We start from the raw sequence: 17,007 nt of genomic DNA, 5'->3' as shown, positions 1-17,007 counted from the left end.
GCTGTCTCCTCAGGGTTCCAGCTCGGCGGCAGTGGCCGCTTTCGGCCGGCCGCGTATCAGTGATTCGGGGTGCCGCCCCAGGTAATCGGCAAGGTCTCGCAGCGAACGCGACATGCGCTCCAGTTCGTCCAGGGTTTCCCCCATCCGCTCGCGCTGCGGCGAGTCCTCGGAAATGGCCGAATTGGCCGTGCGCAGAGTCTTGTGCACTTCGTCCAGTGCCACCTTCACCTCCGGCAGCGTCTGGCCATTGAACTGCTTGAGGCTGGCACGCAGCTCTCGCAGGCTGCCGTCCAGGTTGCTGGCGATGCTCTCCAGCGGCAGTTTGCTGATGCGCTCCACCACCCGCTGCAGCTGTTCCTGGAGCTGCTCCAGGCTGCCGGGCAATGTGGGGATGATGATAGGGTCTGCGGTCTTGTCGAAGGTCACCTTGGGGGCATCCGGGTAGAAGTCCAGGGAGATGAACATCTGCCCGGTGATCAGGTTGCCGCTGCGCGCCTGGGCCCGCAGGCCGTGCTCGACGAAGGTGCCGATCAACCGTCGCGCGCCGTCCATGTCACCTTCGGAATGCTTGAACACAGACAGCATCTTGCGGTGTACCGGCCCCAGCCGCTGCGGGTAGATCACCGCTTCGACCACCACCGGGAAGGTCTGGCGGGTGGCATCATAGTCGAGCTGCACCGATGTGACTCGGCCAAACTCGACCCCCTTGAACTCCACTGGGGCGCCTACCGACAAGCCGCGCATGGCCTGGTCGAAGCGCAACTGCAGGTACTGGGCCTGGCCACTGGGCGGTGCCAGGGCGGTATCGCGGTCGGCAAACAGCTGGAAGTGCGCCTGGTCGGCAGCAGCCTCGGCTTGCGGGGCGAAGTCGGGCGAGCCAAAGGCCAACCCGCCCACCAGGATCGATGACAGTGATTCGGTATCGATCTTCAGGCCGTTGGCACCGATCTGCATGTCGACGCCACTGGCGTTCCAGAAGCGGGTATCGGCGGTGACGAAGCTGTCGTAAGGGGCCTGCACGAACACGCCGATCTCCACGCCCTTGCCATCGCCCTGCAGGGCAAAGGACACCACTTCGCCCACCGGGATCTTGCGGTAGTAGATCGACGAGCCAATATCCAGCGAGCCCAGGTCACTTGCGGTCAGGACAAAGCGCTTGCCCTTTTCGTCGTAGGTGATCGGCGGTGGCAGCTCCAGGCCGACAAAGGACTTTTCCGGCACTTTCGATTCGCCGGAATCCGCCCCGATGAAACTGCCCGACAGCAGCGTGTCCACGCCGGACACGCCGCCCACGCCAATGCGTGGCCGCACCACCCAGAAGCGCGCCCCCTGGGTGGCGAAGGCACGGGCGTCGTTGGACAGCTGGACCTTGGCGACCACGCTCTTCTTGTCGTCGGCCAGGTCCACCGTGGTGACTTCGCCGATCACCACGCTGCGGTACTTGACCTGGGTCTTGTGCGCCACCAGCCCTTCCCCGGTGTGGAAGGAAATGGCGATGACCGGGCCCTGCTGCATCCAGTTGCGCACCACCAGCGAAGCGCCGATCAGGATCGCCAGTATCGGCACGATCCATACCAGCGACACGCTCCAGCGCCGGGTGCGCACTTCAACCTGCCCCGCGCCATCGCGCTTGTCAGTCTGTTGCACCATCAATGCGGCCTCCCTCGTTGGTACGGCTATCCCAGATCAGGCGTGGATCGAAGCTCATCGCAGAAAACATGGTCAGTACCACCACCATGCCGAAAAACAGGATGCCCACCCGCGGCTCGATGGTGCCCAGCCCGCGCAGTTGCACCAGCGCCGCCACCAGCGCCACCACCATCACATCGAGCATCGACCAGTAGCCGATAAGCTCGACGAAACGGTACAGCTGCGAGCGCTGCCGGCAGGCCCAGGTAGAACCGCGCTGGGCGGTGAACAGCAACAGGCCGAGCGAGAAGAACTTGATGGCCGGCACACCCACGCTGGCAATGAAGATGATCAGCGCGATGTCCCAGGCCCCTGCCTCCCAGAACTCCAGCACGCCGCCGCCGATGGTGCTTTCGCTGCCACTGCCGAGCATTTCGGTGTGCATCACTGGCAACAGGTTGGCGGGAATGTAGAAAACCAGCGCCGCCAGCAGAAACGCCCAGCCACGGCTGATGGCATTGGCCTTGCGCCGGTGGATGGCGGCACCACAGCGCTCGCAGGTGTGCTTGTCGCTGCCCAGTTCGCAGGCCTGACCGCAGCCATGGCACAGGCACAGGCCCAGGTCGTCGGCGTTGGCCGGGGTATTCATACCTGCTCCCAAAGGCCGCGGATGTCCTTGCCGGCGATATGGATGATCAGCATGCTCAGCGCGGCCAGCGCCAGCAGGCCGATGCCAGGTATCACATCGAGAAACCCCGCCAGCTTGATCACCGCCACCATCGCCCCCAGCAGGCACACCTCCAGCATGCTCCAAGGCCGCAGGCCCTCCAGGCTGCGCATGCACAGGGCAAAACCGGGTGCGCGCTGGCCGGCCAGGGCGAAACCCAACACCCAGCACAAGAGGGTAATCTGCAGCACCGGCGCAAAGATGATCGACAGGGCCATGACCAGGGCGATGAAGGTGATGCTGCCGTGGCTGAGGATCTGTACCGAGTCCCATAATGTCGCGGAATGGGTGAGCCCTTGCATGCCGATGGTCATCACCGGGTAGGCGTTGGCGAACACCAGCAGGATGCCACCCGTCACACTCAGGGCCAGGCGTTGCTGCACCGTCAGCGAGGTATGCCGGTACAGTACGCCGCCACAGCGCTGGCAAACGGCGCGCTGGTGCTTGAGCAGCGGCGCACGGTGGTACACCGTGTCACAGTACTCACAGATGATCAGTTGCTGGCTCTGGCTCATGGGGTTTCCACAGGTAGCCCGGATTCACGCCGTGATACGCAGGCGAACCACGTTTGATATCCGGTTTAGACCATCCCGGCAAAACTGCCATCATCGGCAGCAAAGAGAACTATCCTGTGAAACGGGATCCCCACCCGCTGGAGGTTTGCCATGCGTACGTTCACGTGGAGTTGCCTGCTGGTGCTGCTGTGCGCGGCATCGGCAGCCCAGGCGCAGTCGGTGGTGCCGCTCAAGGGCCAGAGCAGCCAGCAGATGCAACTGGATATCAATGATTGCAATACTGTCGCGACCAATGCCGCGAACAGTGCCGCGACCTCCAGCGACCCCCATGTCGGTGGCCGGGTACGCGGTGCCGCCGCCGGCGCGGTTGCCGGTGCGGCAGGCGCGCAGGTGCGCGGCAACCAGCACGACGAGCTGTATGACCGGGTCGGTGACGATGCCAAGGAGCAATACCGACAGAACCGCGCCGGCGAAGTGGCCGCCGCCGGTGCTGCGGTTGGTGGCATGCGCCAGCGTCAGGACCGCCGTCAGGACCGGCGCGGCCAGGACGAAGCGAAAGCCCAGGCTCATGCCAGTGCCTACGCCGGCTGCCTGCAAGGTCGCGGCTATCAGGTCAACCCCTGATCAGCAGGCACGCCATGCCTCGGCAGGAGGATGCATGGCGTGCCCGTTTCAGAACTTGGCCAGTTCTTCCCGGCAAAACTCGACGAACAACTGCGCCGGCTTGGTCAGTTGCACCCGTTTCAACCACGCCGCCGCCAGCCCTGACAGCGCCACTGGCTCGGCGATATCCAGCATGGCCAGACGTTGCCCGTCGTAGGTGTACTCCGAATGCGGCCGCGTCACCAGCAGCGAAAAGCCAAAGCCCTGCCCGACCATGCCGCGTACCATCTCGATCGACGGCGAACTGAAGACGATATTGGGCGTCAGGCCCATTTCGTTGAACAGGCTGACGAAGTAGGTACGGCTGGGGGCAACGTCCAGCAGGATCATCGGCTCCGGGCACAGATCGCGCAGCGACACCTGGGCCTGCCCGGCGAAGCGGTGGTTCTCGGGGAGCAGCACATAGGGCTTCTGCGGCGGCATCAGCGGCTCGGCCTCGATGGTGCCGTCCAGGTCATGGTCGTAGAGGAACGCCAGGTCGAAGGTACCGGCAGTCAGACCCTGGATCAGGTCCTGCTGCTCGCCGTCGCGCAGGCGGATATCCACCCCCGGGTAACGCTGGCGAAAGCCGGCGATCAGGCGCGGCAGGTACAGCGGTGCCACGGTTTCGAAGCAGCCGATGTCGATTTGCCCGGCCACGGTGTCGTTGTCGGCCAGGGCGTTCTGCTCGAACTCGTGGGCCATCTGCAGCAGCGACTTGGTCTTGGCATAGAAGCGCTTGCCGCTGGGCGTCAGAGACACACCCTGGGCGTGGTGGCGGATGAACAGCTGCACGCCGAAGCTTTCTTCCAGGCTCTTGATGGCCGTGGAGATGGACGGCTGGGCAATGTACAGCTGGCGTGAAGCCTCGGCCACGCTGCCGGCCTCGACGGTGGTGACGAAGTACTTGAGTTGTCGCAATGTGTAGGCCGCCACGGGCACCTCTCTGACGCCGGTCTGGGCGCGCTGGGATCATGCCTGTCACTTTACCCTCGGCAGCGGCTGGGTGGGGGCCGGGTGATGAAGGATTTACCTATGGCTTGAGCAGGTTTTTACGAGGGGCGCGATGCGCCCCCCCCTTTGCTTCACTCGAAATCGATATTGGCGATTACACAGTCATCACCAATCAGCTTGTACCCTGGCCTGCAGGGCATGCCGACTACTGGCCCTATACCGCGCTTGCGCCTGGACAACGTTGCCTGCGGTTCTGCATTTTCCAGCTGTTCGTGGTCGAGCGTGTCGTCTGGCTTGTTAACGGGTTCTTCTTGCATGGGGTTCACTCCTTGGTTTGGGTGGTATCGCCCGATCAACGCTACAACCCCCATTGCCACCAACCCATCTGGAACTTTGACCGTGAAGAGAAATGCTGTCGGATCGCGTTGCAGGGTTAGCAGTGAACCCGGTGCCCTGGCCAAATGCCGCTGATTGTCTTTACTGGTACTCAACGACTCCAGGCATACGGTGTGCGTTCATGAAGATCATAGTCACCAGCATCCTCGTCGACGACCAGGCCAAAGCCCTGGCTTTCTACCACTACGTACTCGGTTTCGAGCCCAAGCACGACATCCCCATGGGCCGACACCGCTGGCTGACGCTCACCTCCCCCAACGACCCCAACGGCGTCGAGCTGCTGCTCGAGCCCGACGCGCACCCGGCCGCCAAGGTCTACAAGGCAGCGCTCAAGCAGGACGGCATCCCCGCCACCTCGTTCGGCGTGCGGGACATCCAGGCCGAATATACCCGGCTGTGCGCAGCGGGCGTGCAGTTCACCCAACCGCCTACTGCCATGGGGCCGGTCACCGTAGCGGTGTTCGATGACACTTGCGGCAACCTGATCCAGATCGCCCAGAAACACTAGCAAGCGTTCAGGGCTCCACGGGCAGGCGCAAGGTCGCGCGCAATCCGTGTGGCGTCTGGTTGCGCAACTGCACGCTGCCACCCAGGCGGGTCATGATGGTGCTGACGATCGACAACCCCAGCCCGGCGCCATTGGTCGAGCCCTTGCTGTAGAAACGCTCGAACACCCGCTGCTGGTCAACCACCGCTATGCCCGGCCCTTCGTCGTCGACGCTGACCAGCAGGGCCTGGTCTTCGCGCTGCAGGGTCACGGTGATGCGACCGCCTGCAGGCGAATGGTCCACGGCATTGGCCACCAGGTTCTGCAAGGCAATACCCAGCGCGCCAGCGTCGGTGTGCAAATGGTAGTCGCCGTCGGCGATGTCCAGCGAAGGCTCCAGCCCGCGCTCCAGTATCCAGGGGGTAAGCTCTGCCAGGGTCTCGGCCACCACGCCCTCCAGGTCCACCCGCGGCCAGTCACGCCGGCCTGGTCGCGGCTCCAGGCGGGCCAGGGTCAACAGCTGGTTGACCACCCGGGCAAGGCGGTCGACACCGCCCATCAGGAACTGCAGGGCCTTGTCCCGCTCGGCAGCGCTGTCTGCATTCAGGGCGTTCTGCGCATGCAGGCGCAGGATGGCCAAGGGCGTGCGCATCTCGTGGGCAGCGTCGGCGATGAAACGGTGTTCGCGGCGCAGCAGGTCGTCGATCTGCCCGAGCAGGCGGTTGATCGCCGCCTGCATCGGCTCCAGCTCCTTAGGCAACGGCACCAGCTGCAACGGCTCGAGCGACTCGGCGTGGCGGGCGCGGATCACCCTGGCCATGTTCTGCAGCGGCCGCAGCCCCCAGCCTATGGCCGCCCACACCAGCAAGGCCAGGGCCAGGCTGCCGAACAGGAATGGCAACAGCGTGTGCTGCACGATGCGTTCGATCAGGTCGTCACGCACGTCGTTGCGCTCGCCCACCCAAATCACCCAGTGTTTTTCCGGCACCGGCAAGACAAAACTGCGCCAACGGCGCCCATCCACCACCACGTCGGCAAAACCCGGCACCCGCGGCGCCTGCCCCAGCTGCGGGGCGCTGGGCGTGTGTACCAGCAGCCCGCCGTCGTCGGCCCATACCTGGAAGGCCAGCTTGCTTTCGTAGCGGTGCCCCACCTTGTGGTGCCCGGCCTTGCTCAAGGCCTCGTCGAAGGCGCGGTACAACTCGTCACGGCTCTGCTCTTGCACCGGCAGGCTCATGATGCCCTGCAGCAGCCGGGCGTTCTGCGCCAGGTGGGCATCGTACACTTCGTTAATTTCGTGGCGGCTGTCGTGATAGTTATACAGCGCCAGCAACCCGCTGCCGACCAGCAACAGCAGCATCACCCGCCACAAGGTGCGTTGGCGCAACGAGCTCATGACTTGCGTTCCACCAGGTAGCCAATCCCGCGCACGGTGCGGATCAGGCCGTTGAACAGTTTCTTGCGCAGGTGGTAGATGTTCACTTCCAGGGTGTTGCTCTCCGGCTCTTCATCCCAGCCATACAGCAACTGGGTCAAGCGTTCGCGGGTGAACACCTTGCCCGGCTGGGCCAGCAGCTCGTGCAGCAGCAGGTATTCCTTGGGCGTGAGTATCACCGGCTGGCCCAGGTAGTGCACTTGCTGGCTGACCGGATCCAGGCATACCCCGGCATGCTCTATCAGCACCCGGGCGCGGCCGCTACTGCGCCGCAGCAAGGCCCGCAAGCGGGCCTTGAGTTCGTTGAGGTCGAAGGGTTTGACCAGGTAGTCGTCGGCGCCGGCATCCAGCCCGGCAATGCGGTCATCGGTGGCGTCGCGGGCGGTCAGCACCAGCACCGGCAGGGTCTTCCCGGCCGCACGCAGGCGCCGCAGCAACTCGATGCCATCCAGGCGCGGCAAGCCCAGGTCGAGGATGGCCAGGTCGAACTCTTCGTGGCACAGGGCATGCAAGGCACTGGCGCCATCCTGCAACCAGTCGAGGGTATAGCCCTCGCGGCGCAGGCCGTCACAAATCCCCTCCCCCAACGCGGCGTCGTCTTCTACCAACAGCAAGCGCATGCTTAATCCTGTTTGTCCTTGATCGCTTTGAGTAAAGCATCTATTTCACCACGCCGGCCCTGGTCGGCCAACTCTCTCCCGGGCCGGGGCGGTGCCTGCAACGCCTTTTGCAGGGCGGCGCGGGCTTCGTCGTAGCGGTTTTGCCGGTACAGGTGGTCGGCCCAGAAATAGTTGCTGTCGATACCGTCCGGGTTGATCGCCAGCGCCTGGCGCAGCATGGCCTCGGCCTTGGCCTGGTCGCCGAAGCTCAATGGCCAGCCGGGCACTTGGTCGTACAGCGCGCCCAGGCTGGTGTAGGCCGAGCCTTGCAGCGCCTTGGGGTCCATGGCCAGGGCCTTTTCCAGGCTGGCGCGGGCGGCCTTGACCTTGCCCAACGCGCCCAACCCACCGGTGGCGCCGGCCCAGCTGCTGTTGACGATGCCGTCCCAGATCAGCGGCTCGGCCGAGCCCGGATGCTGGTGCACCAACGCCGCCGACTGTGCCGCCAGGGCCTCGAATGCCCCGGCACGCTGGGCTTCGGGCAGGTTATAGCGAACCACCGCCCAGCGCTGCTGGATGGCGTTGAGTTGCTGGGTACCGTTCTGGTCGAGGGCCCAGGTGAACGGGGCGATGGCCAGCAGGCTGGCCAGTATCAGACGTTTCATTTGCTCGACTCCTTGCTGTGCCAGTTGCTGTAGCGACGGATCAGCGGCAATTGCTTGCGCAGGGCGCGGTCGACCACGCCTGGCAGCATGCCGTTAAGGCGCACGAAGAGTTTCTCCGGCCAACCCAGGTACAGTTCGCTGCGCTCGGCATGTACCGCGTCGAGCACTGCCCGGGCGACATCGTGCGGGTCATCGACGCCTACCTTCAACGCCTGATTAAGGGCCTGCGCGGCGCTACTGTTCATCGTCGTGCGGGTAGTGCGCGGTGCGGCATACAGCACGTTCACCGAGGTGTCGGCAAGCTCGCGGCGCAATGCCTCGGAGAACCCGCGCAAGGCAAACTTGCTGGCGCAGTAGGTGGCGTAGCCTGGGTAGCCGATGGAGCCGTAGATCGACCCCACGTTCACCACCAGCGCACTGGGCTGGGCGCGCAGCAGCGGCAGGCACAGGCGGGTGAGCTGCACGGCGGCCTTGATGTTGAGGTCGAACAACTCGTCGAGGGCGGCCTCGTCCATCTGTTCGAGCAAGGCGAAGCGGTTGACCCCGGCGGCGTTGATCAACAGGTTGCAACTACCCATCGCCCGCGCTGCCTCCAGCACGTCACGGCGGCCTTCGGCGCAGCGCAGGTCGGCCTGTTGCCAGCGCAATTGCCCGGGGTAGCGCGCCATCAGTTCGGTCAGCTTGCCCTGCTGCCGGCTGACCGCCAGTACGCGAGCACCGGCACTGCATAGCTGGGCCGCCAACTCCAGGCCGATGCCACCGCTGGCACCGGTGAGCACCGCCACGCAATCAGGCAAGCGCATGCTTTACCTCCTGCTGCGCGGTACGCGGCAGCCCTTCGAACATGGCGGTATACAGGCGATACACCACTTTGGCAGCGTGGATTACCGCCTGCTGGTCTTCGGGCTGGTCCAGACGGTTCATCAGGCCACGGTAGGTGGCCATGTGGTCCTGGTCCAGGGCGCCGTGGGAACTCAGGTAGCTGAACGCCTTGTCCGGCAGGCCTAGGCTGCTCTGCAGGGTACCGGCAGCCTGGGTAGCCAGGGCAATGCTGGTGCCTTCGAGCACGTTGACCATGCCGAACAGCCCGACCGGGTTGCCACGGGCAATCTGGTCGTAGAGAAATGCCACCATCAGCTCGATGGGCAGTGCCGGCCGGCCGCCGACCACTTGGTGCGGGTCGCCACCGCAGGCGGCGATGTCATCGAGAATCCAGCGCTCATGGCCGTACTCCTCGTCGATGTACTCGCACACTGCGCCGCGCAGCCACTCAAGCCGCGCCGGCAAACGGGCCCCGCAGGCCATCATCAATGGCACGGTGTGCCGCACGTGGTGGTAGGCCTGGGTGAGAAAGGCCACATAGGCCTCGAGGCTGGCCTTGCCGGCCAGCGCGTCGCGGATGACCGGGACACTGAACAATGCCGTACGCTCGTCGGCGGTTTCCTGCTGCAGCATGTCGAAGAAAAGCATGGCAAACCTCGTAGATCATTGAAGGTCGGATAACAGGGACTGGTAACACCGCAGGATCTGTTCGCGGCGTGGCCGGCCGTTGGCGGTCAGGGTTTGCCCGGCGGCGCTCAAAGGTTCGGGCAGACGCCGCCAGGCATGCACCCGGGCATAATCCGGCAGGCCGGCATTGGCCTGGCGGATGGCCTGTTCCAGGGTGTGGTCGTCAGCCTGCGGGTCCAGCGGCCAGATCAACGCCAGGTTGTGTGCCAGGCCTTCGCCGTGGACGAACGCCTGGGCGATCACCCCGCCCTGGGTCAGTTCGGCCTCGACCCATTCGGGGTTGACGTTGCGCCCGAAGCTGGTGCTGTACTGGTGCTTCTTGCGCCCGGCCAGGTACAGGAAGCCGTCGCTGTCGAAGTGGCCCAGGTCACCGGTCGACAACCACGGCTCGCTGAAGGGTGGTTCGCCCAGGTAGCCGAGCAACGCCGAACCGGCCACCTGCACTTCGCCATCTTCGGCAATGCGCACCTGCACATGCGGCAGCGGCCGCCCGACACTGCCCGCACGATGCGCCCCGGGGCGGTTGAGGCATACCACCGAAGCGCATTCGGACAAGCCATAGCCCTCGAACACCGGTAGCCCGATGGCCTGGGCCCGGGCCAGCAGGCTCGGCGCCACCCGCGCGCCGCCCACCGCCACGAAGCGCAACGGGCCGACCCGCATCAGGCCGCGCTCGATGGCGGTGACCAGCCCAAGCAGCAGTTGCGGCACCAGGATCAGGCTTTCGGCACCACTCAAGGCGATGGCGCCCAGCAATTGCTTGAAGTCGACCTGGCTGGCACCGCGAAAACCCAGTTGCGCCTGCGGATACAGGGCAATGCTCGCCCCGGCCAGCAGGGCCGCGTACAGGCCCAGGTTTTCCAGCAGCACCGCCAGAGGCAATACCGCCAGGTACTTGCCGGGCGCCGTGGGCCGGCTGGCAGCCTCCAGCTCACGCGCTACCCGCAGCATGGCCTCGGCGCTCAGGCATACGCCCTTGGGTGCACCTGTACTGCCGGAGGTGTAGGTGACTTTCGCGGTGCCCGGCGGCAAGGGTGCGGCCGCTGGCGGCTGCCGGCTCCAGAAGCGCTCACCGGCAGTGAAGCCGCTGGCGTGCAAGTCGTCAGCGAAAGCCTCTTCGGCCAGCGCCAGCACCGCCCCGCTCTGTGCCAGGCAGTGGCGGCGCTGGGCGCTGCTGAAGAACGCCGGCAGAATAACGATTGGGCGCCCCGCGAACAGCGCCGCCAGGTCCCAGAACAGCGCCTCGGGACCGTTCTCCAGGGCCAGGGCGAAAGTGCCCGGTGGCTGCGCGCTCAGCCAGGCCTGGCGTTGCTCGACCTCGTCCAGCAATTGTTGATAGGTGAACGGCCCGCCAAGGCCCAGCAACGCCGGTTGCGCCCCTCGGTGGCGGGCATGCAGTTGCAACACTTCCCTGAACAGCTGGCATTCACGCGGCATGGCCGGCCTCCTGCAAGCTCGCGGGTAAGCCCAGCCGCTCGAAAACGCCGCCACGGGCCAGGGCTGCATGGCCGTAGCCGATGTTGCCAACGAACACTTGCGGGTGCTGAGCGTAGTAACTGCCCCAACTGTCGGCATCGCCGTTCAGCCGGCCAGGGTCGGCCACAGCCAGCGCCGTCGGCACCAGGCCCAGGCGATGAAAGCTGTTGACCAGGGTCGCGGCACCGGTGAAGGCCACCCACTGCAAACCGCGGGCGGCCAGCAACCAGGTCACGGCAATGATCATGATCCGCGCACTGCCGGCGCTGAGCGCGGCCAGGTTGCCCACTTCGACCAACTGTGCACGGCTCACCGAGCTGCCAGACAGCCGGGTCACGGCCGCTTCCAGCGGCTCATCCAGATAACGCTCGAGAAAAGTCGGCCCACTGCTGGCCAGGCGTATGCCGGCGGCGGCCATCAGGCGCCCGTGGCTGTCATGCAGGCCGAGCAGTTCGGGCAGGTAGTGCTGCACGTCGGCGTGGTGCGCACAGGCAAAGCGGGCGTGAATGAACTGTTCCAGCTCGTCGCGCCCGGGCTCCCCCGGGCGTTTCAGCGTCATGCGGGCAAGGCGCTCGCCGTGGCTGCCGATAGCCAGTGGAAACAGGCTGGCGCTGTCTGCCTGAGTCATGGCGGTCCCCCTTTCAAGTCAGGTGTTGGGGGCAGTATCAGGGGGCAATCTGAAGCCAATCTGAAGTGCTACATTTGCCATTGCCCTCACGCGCACCAACAAGGAAAACTGATGCGCCACGAATTCAGCGAAGTGCTCAACGACCTGGTCGACTACTTTCTGCTCGGCGATATCCAGTTGCTCGAGCGCTTCAAGCAACAACATGAATTGCCCGACGACCTTGCCCATGCCTTCACCCACGGCGACAGCGGCGACCAGGCCGTGCGCGAAGGGGTCGTGCTGCCACTGGCCGGGGTCGATAACCTGCCCTACCGCATCCTGTTCACCCTGGACAACCATACCCCGGCCCTGCGCGAACCCGGCAGCCGCCTGAAGCACCGCCGCAATGGCTATGTGCTGCAGGTCGAGCACGGTGCGCTGATGCTGTACACCTGGCGCATCCTGCAGCACTTCACGCCCAAGACACTGGGTGACCTGATGGCGCGTTACCAGGTGCCGGGGCGGCCGATCATCGAGCTGGACAATGGCTGGTATGACGTGGAGGTGCTGGCGGGTGCACTGGTGCGGGACGGGCTGTACGAGCCAGCGTTCGAGTTCGTGTTGAAGAAGCGCTGGAGCCGCGGCGAGGCTGCTGGGGTGGATACCGGGTATGCCTTTGGGTTGCGTGGCTATTTCGACTGATGGGCTGACTGTACCGGCCTCTTCGCGGGCTTGCCCGCTCCCACAGGGCACAGTGATATCCCTGTGGGAGCGGGCAAGCCCGCGAAAAGGCCGGTACAGTCAGCCTCAACCTTCAAGTGTGGTTGATATCGCGGTCCTTGGTCTCCGGCAGGAAGAAGATCCCCAGCACCGCCGTCATCACTGCAATCACGATCGGGTACCACAAGCCGTAATAGATATCCCCGGTCGCCGCCACCATGGCAAACGCCACGGTCGGCAGGAAGCCGCCGAACCAGCCGTTGCCGATGTGGTAAGGCAGCGACATCGAGGTGTAACGGATGCGTGCCGGGAATAGCTCCACCAGCCAGGCCGCGATCGGCCCGTAGACCATGGTCACGTAGATCACCAGAATGGTCAGCAGCAACAGCACCATCGGGTAGTGGATCTTCGCCGGGTCGGCCTTTTCCGGGTAGCCGGCTTCCTTCAACGCCCCGGTCAAGGTCGCGGTAAAGGCATCGCTCTGTGCCTTGAAGTCCGCTGCCGCCAGGCTGCGTCCATCAAAGCTTGGCAGCACCCGTTCACCAATGCGGATCTGCGCCACGCTGCCAGGTTCTGCCGCTTCGTTGGTATAGGGGATGGCCCGCTTGGCCAGCAGGCTCTTGGCGATATCGCACGAACTGGTGAATTTGGCCTTGCCCACCGGGTCGAACTGGAACGCGCACTGGGCAGGGTCTGCCATCACCACCACCGGGTTCTGCTCCTGGGCGACGAACACGTCCGGGTTGCCGTACTGGGTCAGTGCCTTGAAGATCGGGAAGTAGGTCAGCGCGGCGATGATGCAACCGGCCATGATGATTTTCTTGCGGCCGATGCGGTCGGACAGGCTGCCGAAGAAGATGAAGAACGGTGTGCCGATCAAAAGCGAACCGGCAATCAGCAGGTTGGCGGTCTGCGGCTCGATCTTGAGCATCTGCAACAGGAAGAACAGCGCATAGAACTGCCCGGTGTACCACACCACGGCCTGGCCGGCGGTGCCACCGAGCAGCGCCATGACCACCACCTTGAGGTTGTCCCAGCGGGCGAACGACTCAGTCAGTGGCGCCTTGGACGCCTTGCCCTCGGCCTTCATCTTCATGAACACCGGCGACTCGTTGAGTTGCATGCGGATGTACACCGAAATCGCCAGCAGCAGTATCGACAGCAGGAATGGCACTCGCCAGCCCCAGGCCTCGAACACCTCGTTACCCATGGCCGTGCGGCAAGCCATGATCACCAGCAGCGAGAGGAACAGCCCCAGGGTGGCCGTGGTCTGGATCCAGGCAGTGAAAAAGCCGCGCCGGCCCTTGGGTGCATGTTCGGCCACGTAGGTGGCCGCACCGCCGTACTCGCCACCCAGTGCCAGGCCCTGCAGCAGGCGCAGGCTGATGAGGATGATTGGCGCTGCCACGCCGATCGTGGCATAGCTGGGCAACAGGCCCACCACAGCGGTGGACAAGCCCATGATGACGATGGTGATGAGGAAAGTGTACTTGCGCCCGATCATGTCGCCCAGGCGACCGAACACGATGGCGCCGAATGGCCGCACGGCAAAGCCGGCGGCAAAGGCCAGCAAGGCGAAGATGAACGAGGTGGTTTCATTGACCCCGGCAAAGAAGTGCTTGGCGATGATCGCCGCCAGGGAGCCGTACAGGTAGAAGTCGTACCATTCGAATACCGTGCCCAGGGATGAGGCGAAGATGACCTTGCGCTCCTCCCGGGTGATACCGCGTTGGGGCGCGCTGCCCGTGGATGTGCTGTCGAGAACCGCCATGGGGTGCCTCCGTCTTGTCGTCATGCAGGCCGGGAGCACCTCAAATCTTTTTCACCATCGCACCCAGGCCCTGGGGGGCTTGCTTTGGATATGCGAAGCACGACGAGGCAGGCCGCCTCGGATCGCAGCAAGGTAACTGAAGCATAATAGGCTTTGCCGGGATATCCACTTGAGCCTTGCGCGATCCGTGCAGGACCGCGTCAGCCTGGGGAAAGGTCAGCGCAAGAACTGCAGGACTTCCTCCAGTACCCGCTCGGCCTGCTCCCGATGCGGCACATGGCCACAACCTTGCAGCAGGCGCATCAACCCCGGGCCGCCAGCCAGCGCCACCAACCGCTCGGGGTGTGCCGGCGAGCCGAACTCGTCGTTGTCGCCATGCAGGCTCAACAGCGGGCAGCGTACCTGCGGCAGCAGCGCATCCAGGCTCCAATCGGCAAAGTGCTCGGACAACCAGTTGTCCACCCAGGCACGCAATACCCACTCGGCCTTGCCGCCGTGGTAGCGCTCCAGCCGTTGCAACTGCCCGGGTTCGGCAAACTGCTGGTCGGCCACGCGAATGCCCTCAAGGGTACGGGCCTCGACAAACGCCTGCGCCGATTCGGTAATCAGCCCCACACACTGGCTGGCGAAGGCCGCCGCACAGGCCACGGCCATGCCGCCGCCAACGCTGTGGCCGAAGACAATGAAATCGCCCATGCCAAAATGCTCGCGCAGCGCCGTGAACCCCTGCTGCGCCTCATCTTCGACAAAGCCCAGGCGCAAGCTGCCGGGGTGGGCGTCGGAGCGGCCAAAGCCCAGGCGATCGTAGGCGATTACCCGGTGCCCGGTGGTTTGCGCAAGCTGCGCCGGGAACTCGCGCCACAAGGCCACGCAACCCAGCGAATCGTGCAGCAGGACGATCGGCGCACCCTGCGCCTGCAGCGGCGCCCATTCCTGGGCGAAGAGCTTGCCTTGGGCGGTGTCGATCCAGTGCTCGCGGGTGTGCAGGTTGCTCATGGAGCCTCCGTTGCCGGTACCGGCCCTTTCAGCTCGACCTGGTTGCCATCGGGGTCGTAGCAGTACAGCGACAGCCCCTCGCCTTCGGCGCCATAGCGTTTTTCCGCAGGTTCGACTTCAACCCCCGCAGCTTGCAGGTAGGCCGTAAGTGCAGCCTCGTCGAACGGCTCGATGCGCAGGCAGAAATGGTGGAGGTTGCGCCCCTCGGTCCCCGGCGCCGCTCCACCAGGCTTACCCAGGGGACCGTCCAGGGTCACCAGGTCGATCATCGCCGTGCCTGTGGCCAGGTGGACCATTCCCAGGTCTTCGCGCACGCGGCTGACCGTGCAGCCGAGCAGTTGGGTGTAGAAAGCGACGCTGCGCTCCAGGTCGCTGACCCGCAGAACGAGGTGGTCGATGTGCTTGATGACGAATGGTCGCATGCCAAGGCTCCTTGTGGCCGCTGGATTCCTGTGGGAGCGGGCGTGCCCGCGAATCAGGCGTTGCGGTGAATGGCACGGGCTTCGCCCGCTCTCATGGAACTGCACATAACTCATTGAATTAGCAGGGCCCCTGTGGGAGCGGCTTTAGCCGCGAACACCGGCGCAGCCGGTGCCATGCACCGCGTTGGATTCTTCGCGGCTAAAGCCGCTCCCACAGGGTACGAGGATCGCTTGCGAATTCAGTTATCTGCGCGACAGCGCAGCCCAAAGAGCTGGACAACTTCCCACAAGGGATCACGCAAGCCCGATTAGATTCACCACCATAGCCCACGTGCGCATGGCATGACCATATCCAGTTACTCGTTTACCAACCGTTGCAGCACACCCCCTTCATGGCGGGCGAGGATGCGCAGCAGTTGATCGACCAGCGCCCGGTCCGGCGCATCCAGGTGGAAGTGGTGCCCGCCCGGATGCCAGGAGATCTTCGCCTGGCTGGGCAAAGCCGCCTGGCGCCGGGTAAAGGCCTCACCGGTGAATGCCCCCTGGCGACCGAACAGCAGGTACAACGGGCAACGGATCTGGCTGAGCAGGTCGCAGGCTTCGCGCTCGGTCAGCGGCATGGGTTCGGGCAGCACCAGGCGTGGGTCGTGGCGCCAGCAATAGCCCTCGCCCAGCTGCAGCAGGTCGCGCAGCGCCAGCAGCCGTGCCGCCTCTTCCGACAACTCGGTGTCCAGGCGCTCGCGGCGTTGTGCCAGGGCCGTGTCCAGGTCCTCGAAACGGCCGACGTCCGGCTCGGCAAAACCCTGCAACTGGCTGCGCTGCACCATGCGCTTGAGCCGGTAGGCCCGGGCCAGGTGCTGCACGCGGTCGTCCTCGGCCACCGTGAACGGTGCGCCCATGCCGTCGAGGAAGGTCATGCTGGCAATACCGCTGGTCATGGCCGCCAGCAGCGACGCCACCCCGGTGCCCATGCCATGGGCCAGCACATGGAATTGCACCATGCCCAGGCTGTCGGCCACCGCCAGCATGTCCTCGGCATGTTCCCACAGGTAGTAGCCACTGTCGTGGCGGCGATGGTCCGAGCGGCCGTGGCCCACCAGGTCGGGGGCAACCACGAAGCAGCCGTCGAGCATCGGTGCCAGGCGCTCGAACGAGGCGGCGTTGTCCAGCCAGCCATGCAGGGCCAGCACCGGGATGCCGTCCTCCGCCCCCCAGGTCCGTACCGCAATTTCAATACCGTCGAGGTCCAGCAGGTGATCCTTGGGACTGCACAGCGAATGCATCTTAGTTCTCCCTGATAGAGCGCCGGCCCATGGCCAGGCATCACATGACACCGACCCATACCCCACACGCCGGCGTCATCCACACGACATGCCTACCCCATGCCTTGCGCCACCATCTCCCAACAGCCCTGCCCGCGCTGCTCCCCTACCGACGCTCTCGTGCACAGAACCGAC

19 protein-coding genes are annotated in these 17,007 nt (G+C 64.8%); 3 read left to right on the top strand and 16 right to left on the bottom strand.

The genetic code is table 11. From position 1 onward, the window contains the following. Nucleotides 1-9: 9 nt before the first annotated feature. Genes MJ643_RS10395 through MJ643_RS10385 form a run of 3 tightly spaced genes read right to left on the bottom strand, consistent with a single transcriptional unit; the run spans nucleotide 10 to nucleotide 2,871 of the window. Nucleotides 10-1,650, bottom strand: a complete 1,641-nt coding sequence (locus MJ643_RS10395; protein ID WP_024086790.1) for an MlaD family protein — start codon at nucleotides 1,648-1,650, stop codon at nucleotides 10-12. Beyond that, nucleotides 1,634-2,278 carry a paraquat-inducible protein A gene (locus tag MJ643_RS10390; protein WP_024086789.1) on the bottom strand — a complete coding sequence of 215 codons (645 nt, stop codon included), beginning with the start codon at nucleotides 2,276-2,278 and terminating at the stop codon, nucleotides 1,634-1,636. The genes MJ643_RS10395 and MJ643_RS10390 overlap by 17 nt, the downstream gene beginning before the upstream one ends. Continuing rightward, nucleotides 2,275-2,871 (bottom strand): paraquat-inducible protein A, encoded by a 597-nt coding sequence (locus MJ643_RS10385; protein WP_013972087.1) that lies wholly within the window; start codon nucleotides 2,869-2,871, stop codon nucleotides 2,275-2,277. The genes MJ643_RS10390 and MJ643_RS10385 overlap by 4 nt, the downstream gene beginning before the upstream one ends. 150 nt (nucleotides 2,872-3,021) lie before the next feature. Here MJ643_RS10385 and MJ643_RS10380 point away from each other — a divergent pair, with 150 nt between their 5' ends. Next, entirely contained in the window at nucleotides 3,022-3,495 is a 474-nt protein-coding gene (locus MJ643_RS10380; protein ID WP_003259312.1) for a YMGG-like glycine zipper-containing protein, read from the top strand. 48 nt (nucleotides 3,496-3,543) lie between these two features. Here MJ643_RS10380 and MJ643_RS10375 read toward each other — a convergent pair whose 3' ends face one another. Next, nucleotides 3,544-4,449: a LysR family transcriptional regulator gene (locus tag MJ643_RS10375; RefSeq protein ID WP_013972086.1), complete on the bottom strand. Its 906-nt coding sequence runs from the start codon at nucleotides 4,447-4,449 to the stop codon at nucleotides 3,544-3,546. Between the two features lie 149 nt (nucleotides 4,450-4,598). Next, nucleotides 4,599-4,784 (bottom strand): hypothetical protein, encoded by a 186-nt coding sequence (locus MJ643_RS10370; RefSeq protein ID WP_023663548.1) that lies wholly within the window; start codon nucleotides 4,782-4,784, stop codon nucleotides 4,599-4,601. Between the two features lie 200 nt (nucleotides 4,785-4,984). On the opposite strand from MJ643_RS10370, the gene MJ643_RS10365 reads away from it, so the two are divergent. Continuing rightward, nucleotides 4,985-5,371, top strand: coding sequence for a VOC family protein (locus MJ643_RS10365; RefSeq protein WP_013972085.1), 387 nt, complete (start codon nucleotides 4,985-4,987; stop codon nucleotides 5,369-5,371). 7 nt (nucleotides 5,372-5,378) lie between these two features. Here MJ643_RS10365 and MJ643_RS10360 read toward each other — a convergent pair whose 3' ends face one another. Genes MJ643_RS10360 through MJ643_RS10330 form a run of 7 tightly spaced genes read right to left on the bottom strand, consistent with a single transcriptional unit; the run spans nucleotide 5,379 to nucleotide 11,662 of the window. Beyond that, on the bottom strand, nucleotides 5,379-6,746 hold the full coding sequence (locus MJ643_RS10360; RefSeq protein WP_024086788.1) for an ATP-binding protein: 1,368 nt from the start codon (nucleotides 6,744-6,746) through the stop codon (nucleotides 5,379-5,381). Next, nucleotides 6,743-7,405 (bottom strand): response regulator, encoded by a 663-nt coding sequence (locus MJ643_RS10355; RefSeq protein WP_024086787.1) that lies wholly within the window; start codon nucleotides 7,403-7,405, stop codon nucleotides 6,743-6,745. Before MJ643_RS10355 ends, MJ643_RS10360 begins: the two co-directional genes overlap by 4 nt. 2 nt (nucleotides 7,406-7,407) lie before the next feature. Further along, the gene (locus tag MJ643_RS10350; protein WP_024086786.1) at nucleotides 7,408-8,049 is read right to left on the bottom strand and encodes a tetratricopeptide repeat protein; all 642 of its coding nucleotides are present in this window, start codon (nucleotides 8,047-8,049) and stop codon (nucleotides 7,408-7,410) included. Continuing rightward, on the bottom strand, nucleotides 8,046-8,852 hold the full coding sequence (locus MJ643_RS10345; RefSeq protein WP_196184545.1) for an SDR family oxidoreductase: 807 nt from the start codon (nucleotides 8,850-8,852) through the stop codon (nucleotides 8,046-8,048). The genes MJ643_RS10350 and MJ643_RS10345 overlap by 4 nt, the downstream gene beginning before the upstream one ends. After that, nucleotides 8,839-9,519: an iron-containing redox enzyme family protein gene (locus MJ643_RS10340; protein ID WP_024086785.1), complete on the bottom strand. Its 681-nt coding sequence runs from the start codon at nucleotides 9,517-9,519 to the stop codon at nucleotides 8,839-8,841. The genes MJ643_RS10345 and MJ643_RS10340 overlap by 14 nt, the downstream gene beginning before the upstream one ends. 15 nt (nucleotides 9,520-9,534) lie before the next feature. Further along, nucleotides 9,535-10,995: an AMP-binding protein gene (locus MJ643_RS10335; RefSeq protein ID WP_024086784.1), complete on the bottom strand. Its 1,461-nt coding sequence runs from the start codon at nucleotides 10,993-10,995 to the stop codon at nucleotides 9,535-9,537. Further along, nucleotides 10,985-11,662, bottom strand: a complete 678-nt coding sequence (locus MJ643_RS10330) for a thermostable hemolysin (RefSeq protein ID WP_024086783.1) — start codon at nucleotides 11,660-11,662, stop codon at nucleotides 10,985-10,987. The genes MJ643_RS10335 and MJ643_RS10330 overlap by 11 nt, the downstream gene beginning before the upstream one ends. Before the next feature lie 111 nt (nucleotides 11,663-11,773). Between MJ643_RS10330 and MJ643_RS10325 the strand changes: the two genes are divergently transcribed. Next, a complete protein-coding gene (locus tag MJ643_RS10325) occupies nucleotides 11,774-12,343 on the top strand; it encodes a hypothetical protein (protein WP_013972078.1) in 570 nt (189 codons plus the stop codon). Between the two features lie 112 nt (nucleotides 12,344-12,455). Here MJ643_RS10325 and MJ643_RS10320 read toward each other — a convergent pair whose 3' ends face one another. The 4 genes from MJ643_RS10320 to MJ643_RS10305 all read right to left on the bottom strand — a co-directional run bounded on the left by MJ643_RS10320 (nucleotide 12,456) and on the right by MJ643_RS10305 (nucleotide 16,833). Further along, nucleotides 12,456-14,132, bottom strand: coding sequence for an MFS transporter (locus MJ643_RS10320; protein ID WP_013972077.1), 1,677 nt, complete (start codon nucleotides 14,130-14,132; stop codon nucleotides 12,456-12,458). A gap of 216 nt (nucleotides 14,133-14,348) precedes the next feature. Then, a complete protein-coding gene (locus MJ643_RS10315; RefSeq protein WP_024086782.1) occupies nucleotides 14,349-15,128 on the bottom strand; it encodes an alpha/beta hydrolase in 780 nt (259 codons plus the stop codon). Continuing rightward, on the bottom strand, nucleotides 15,125-15,550 hold the full coding sequence (locus MJ643_RS10310; RefSeq protein ID WP_013972075.1) for a VOC family protein: 426 nt from the start codon (nucleotides 15,548-15,550) through the stop codon (nucleotides 15,125-15,127). Before MJ643_RS10310 ends, MJ643_RS10315 begins: the two co-directional genes overlap by 4 nt. Before the next feature lie 356 nt (nucleotides 15,551-15,906). Further along, nucleotides 15,907-16,833 carry an alpha/beta fold hydrolase gene (locus tag MJ643_RS10305; protein WP_013972074.1) on the bottom strand — a complete coding sequence of 309 codons (927 nt, stop codon included), beginning with the start codon at nucleotides 16,831-16,833 and terminating at the stop codon, nucleotides 15,907-15,909. Between the last annotated feature and the right edge of the window lie 174 nt (nucleotides 16,834-17,007).

The sequence above is a fragment of the Pseudomonas sp. PNPG3 genome, from assembly GCF_023093815.1.
GTDB lineage: Bacteria > Pseudomonadota > Gammaproteobacteria > Pseudomonadales > Pseudomonadaceae > Aquipseudomonas > Aquipseudomonas asiatica.
Note: the sequence above shows the minus strand (reverse complement) of the source record. Positions and strands in the feature narration are given on the sequence as shown.

What these genes read in the sequence shown, in the direction of transcription:
- MJ643_RS10315 (WP_024086782.1), bottom strand. Translation starts at nt 15,128, where the DNA reads ATGAGCAACCTGCACACCCGCGAGCACTGGATCGACACCGCCCAAGGC.
- MJ643_RS10330 (WP_024086783.1), bottom strand. Translation starts at nt 11,662, where the DNA reads ATGACTCAGGCAGACAGCGCCAGCCTGTTTCCACTGGCTATCGGCAGC.
- MJ643_RS10335 (WP_024086784.1), bottom strand. Translation starts at nt 10,995, where the DNA reads ATGCCGCGTGAATGCCAGCTGTTCAGGGAAGTGTTGCAACTGCATGCC.
- MJ643_RS10345 (WP_196184545.1), bottom strand. Translation starts at nt 8,852, where the DNA reads ATGCGCTTGCCTGATTGCGTGGCGGTGCTCACCGGTGCCAGCGGTGGC.
- MJ643_RS10320 (WP_013972077.1), bottom strand. Translation starts at nt 14,132, where the DNA reads ATGGCGGTTCTCGACAGCACATCCACGGGCAGCGCGCCCCAACGCGGT.
- MJ643_RS10385 (WP_013972087.1), bottom strand. Translation starts at nt 2,871, where the DNA reads ATGAGCCAGAGCCAGCAACTGATCATCTGTGAGTACTGTGACACGGTG.
- MJ643_RS10380 (WP_003259312.1), top strand. Translation starts at nt 3,022, where the DNA reads ATGCGTACGTTCACGTGGAGTTGCCTGCTGGTGCTGCTGTGCGCGGCA.
- MJ643_RS10325 (WP_013972078.1), top strand. Translation starts at nt 11,774, where the DNA reads ATGCGCCACGAATTCAGCGAAGTGCTCAACGACCTGGTCGACTACTTT.
- MJ643_RS10365 (WP_013972085.1), top strand. Translation starts at nt 4,985, where the DNA reads ATGAAGATCATAGTCACCAGCATCCTCGTCGACGACCAGGCCAAAGCC.
- MJ643_RS10350 (WP_024086786.1), bottom strand. Translation starts at nt 8,049, where the DNA reads ATGAAACGTCTGATACTGGCCAGCCTGCTGGCCATCGCCCCGTTCACC.
- MJ643_RS10395 (WP_024086790.1), bottom strand. Translation starts at nt 1,650, where the DNA reads ATGGTGCAACAGACTGACAAGCGCGATGGCGCGGGGCAGGTTGAAGTG.
- MJ643_RS10360 (WP_024086788.1), bottom strand. Translation starts at nt 6,746, where the DNA reads ATGAGCTCGTTGCGCCAACGCACCTTGTGGCGGGTGATGCTGCTGTTG.
- MJ643_RS10310 (WP_013972075.1), bottom strand. Translation starts at nt 15,550, where the DNA reads ATGCGACCATTCGTCATCAAGCACATCGACCACCTCGTTCTGCGGGTC.
- MJ643_RS10370 (WP_023663548.1), bottom strand. Translation starts at nt 4,784, where the DNA reads ATGCAAGAAGAACCCGTTAACAAGCCAGACGACACGCTCGACCACGAA.
- MJ643_RS10355 (WP_024086787.1), bottom strand. Translation starts at nt 7,405, where the DNA reads ATGCGCTTGCTGTTGGTAGAAGACGACGCCGCGTTGGGGGAGGGGATT.
- MJ643_RS10340 (WP_024086785.1), bottom strand. Translation starts at nt 9,519, where the DNA reads ATGCTTTTCTTCGACATGCTGCAGCAGGAAACCGCCGACGAGCGTACG.
- MJ643_RS10390 (WP_024086789.1), bottom strand. Translation starts at nt 2,278, where the DNA reads ATGAATACCCCGGCCAACGCCGACGACCTGGGCCTGTGCCTGTGCCAT.
- MJ643_RS10305 (WP_013972074.1), bottom strand. Translation starts at nt 16,833, where the DNA reads ATGCATTCGCTGTGCAGTCCCAAGGATCACCTGCTGGACCTCGACGGT.